This window comes from Terriglobia bacterium (assembly GCA_036496425.1).
Classification (GTDB): Bacteria; Acidobacteriota; Terriglobia; order 20CM-2-55-15; family 20CM-2-55-15; genus 20CM-2-55-15.
The window spans coordinates 1-2,603 of record DASXLG010000095.1; the positions used below are offsets into that span (position 1 = coordinate 1).

A 2,603-nucleotide genomic window follows, 5' to 3' on the forward strand; every position below is an offset into this window, starting at 1 on the left:
GCGTCTTGGCCTTGCGTACCGGATCACCAACGGGATGGTCATGAGATTGGGCTACGGCATCACCTACAACGGCTCCGCGTATGCCGGAATCGCCGGGCTGATGTCGAATCAACCGCCGTTCTCAATCGCCGAAAAATGGACATATGCGCCTGTGGCCGATCTTGCAAATAGTTTGCTGCCCATTACCCTGCGCAACGGTTTCGCCACCCCGATCGGTGCGAGCAACACCTATGGCATCGATCCCAATTACCGCCTGGGATACGCTCAGCAGTGGGATTTCTCAGTCCAGCAGGAGGTTCGGCCGCTAAAGTTGCAGGTCCTGATGGACTATACCGGAACCAAGGGCACACACCTGGATCTCGTCGAAACACCGAATCTTGCGCCGACGGGCGCGCTCCGGATCGCGAACGTGCAAGACTTCCGGTGGGAGACATTCGGAGCCGACTCAATACTCCACTCCGGCCTTGTGCGGGTGAATCGGCGGCTGACCAACGGCATCTCCTTTGGCGTCACGTATCAGTTCTCGAAATCGATCGATGACGCTTCGACACTCTCAGGCGGCGGTGGTGGCGGCATCCCCATTCAAAATCTGTTCAACCGCCGGGCCGACCGCGGACTATCGACCATCGACCAGCCACATCGGCTGAACGTACAGTACAACTACGAACTGCCGTTCGGAACCAACAAGCATTTCTTTTCCGAACCGTCGCTATATAAAGCGGCGTTGGGAGACTGGCAGTTGAACGGGACATGGGTATACAACTCGGGCACGCCTCTCACGGTTTCTGCCCCCTCGTCCTGCTACACAAACCTGACGGGTGTGACGAACGGCACTCTTCGAGCCAACGCGACAGGGCTATCTACCGGTATATCGGACAAGTCTGTAGCCGAGTGGTTCAATACCTCCGCCTTCACGTGCCCGGCAGCCGGACAATACGGAAATGCGGGCAAGGACACGCTGCGAAATCCCGGCGTGATTTCGATGGCAGCGACCCTGAACAAAACTTTTGTCTTTGCCGACGGGCGATCGTTGAATGTGCGTATTCAGGCCAATAACCCCTTGAATATGGTGCAGTACAACCGGTTCAACACGACTTTGAACTCGCCCACGTTCGGAAGAGTGACCAATACGGCGCAGATGAGAACAGCTCAAATTGTTGCGCGATTTAATTTCTGAGAGGAAACAGCCGTGAATAGCGACATGAAGAAGTTCCTGTTGTTTGTCTTCCTGATTGGCCTGATGCCGTTCAATATGGCGTCGCAAACAGCACCTCCGCCGGCACAGGCGCAGGCACCTGCAAATAACAATGAGGTCCAGAAGGGAAACGGCGAAGGCAATTTCACGCTGAAAACCTCCACCGAGGTCATCCTGGTCAATGTGATCGTCAGGGACAAGGACGATAAGTTCGTCAAAGACCTGAAGACATCCGATTTCACCATTCTCGAGGACGGAAAGAAACAGGACATCATCTCGATCGATGCGGAAGACACGGATGCTGTCGCCGTCACGGCGGAAACGCCGAAAACGGAACTGCTGACCAACCTGAACACCGCAAACGCAGCAAAGGCAAAGACTACCGCCCCCGCGGCGGCGGAGCCGTTGACCGAAAACGATCTCAAGGACCGGCGGTTGATCGTCCTGTTCTTCGATTTGAGCTCGCTGCAGCCCGAAGAAGTCGAACGCGCCGGCAAATCGGGGCTGGACTACGTCAACAAGCAGATGGCTCCGGCCGACCTCGTATCCGTGGTCACCTTTTCCAATGCACTGAACGTGGATCTCGACTTCACGAGCGACAAAGAAGCCCTGCAGACCACGCTCGCAGGTTTGAGCACGGGCAGCAACGAAGGATTGGCGAATGGCGATGCCGCCGACAGTTCGGACACATCCACCGATTCCGCGGCTGGATTCACTCCGGACGAAACCGAATATAACGTATTCAATACCGACAAGCGGCTTCAGGCGCTCGTCGATCTCGCCAACGACCTGGCGCTCGTTCAGCAGAAAAAGTCCGTCCTTTATTTCAGCGGCGGAATCCAGCGCACCGGCATCGAGAACCAGACCCAGTTGCGCGCCGCAGTAGCGGCAGCGAAACATGCGAATACGGCTTTCTACACAGTCGACGTCCGCGGTCTCGAAGCCATGGCTCCGGGCGGCTCGGCCAATGGCGGCGGCGGACGCGGCGGCGGACGCGGCGGAAGCGGAAGCGGCGCCTATTCCGGCGCAGCAGTACAGAACCAGTACAATTCGAATTTTGCAACCCAGGAAACACTGGCCACGCTTGCGAACGATACGGGCGGCAAAGCGTTTCTCGACAACAACGATTTCGCGCCGGCCTTTACCAAGGTGCATGACGATACGTCGTTCTATTACCTGCTCGGCTATGCCAGCACGAATCCGGCGCAGGACGGCAAATACCGGCGAATTCAGGTGCGTGTCAACCGGGCTGACCTCCGGAACGCGAAGCTCGAATTTCGTAACGGCTACTATGCGCAATCGGACTTCCAGCATTCGACCAAGGAAACCCGCGAAGCGCAGCTCCAGGAGCAATTGCTCTCGGATGTCCCGAGCAGTGACTTCCCGGTCTATATCTCGACCGGTTACT

Annotated in this window: 2 protein-coding genes; both read left to right on the forward strand. The window is 57.0% G+C overall.

The window, feature by feature from the left end; all coding sequences use genetic code 11:
- Positions 1–1,177, forward strand: a 1,177-nt coding sequence (locus tag VGK48_06945) for a hypothetical protein (GenBank protein ID HEY2380907.1), incomplete at its 5' end; no start/stop codon positions are given.
- Positions 1,178–1,189: 12 nt separating this feature from the next.
- A partial coding sequence (locus VGK48_06950) for a VWA domain-containing protein (GenBank protein ID HEY2380908.1) occupies positions 1,190–2,603 on the forward strand: 1,414 nt, incomplete at its 3' end.